The following is a 298-nucleotide window of genomic DNA, read 5'->3' as shown; positions in this document are numbered from 1 at the left end:
CAGCGCCTGAGCGGCTTCGTAACTTTCGTCGAGTGCGAGGACGACCCGGTCGAGGATACCGTCCCGCGTGATGATCACCAGAAGCACGACGACCGTGATGAAGCCAAGGACGTTGGCGCGCCGGGGCGGCATGACGCGGTAGAACCACTGCCGTATCAGCCGGAAAAGCGAGGCCACCGACCGTCCAAGAAAAAACGCCAGCGCGAACACCACCATGGCGATGAAGACGATCCGCGCGAGGTGCAAGCCATCCGCGAACTCCATGCCCATCTTCTCGCGTAGCTCGTTCTGCCATGTC

At 62.1% G+C, this 298-nt stretch carries 1 protein-coding gene; it reads right to left on the bottom strand.

Going from position 1 to position 298, the window contains the following annotated elements; all coding sequences use genetic code 11:
- Positions 1-298: alpha/beta-hydrolase N-terminal domain-containing protein (locus Q5L94_RS13570; RefSeq protein WP_317498889.1), on the bottom strand; the 298-nt coding region annotated here is incomplete at both ends.

Origin of the sequence: Idiomarina sp. Sol25, assembly GCF_033052775.1 — a bacterium.
Classification (GTDB): Bacteria; Pseudomonadota; Gammaproteobacteria; order Enterobacterales; family Alteromonadaceae; genus Idiomarina.
This window is presented reverse-complemented; position numbering and strand designations above follow the sequence as displayed.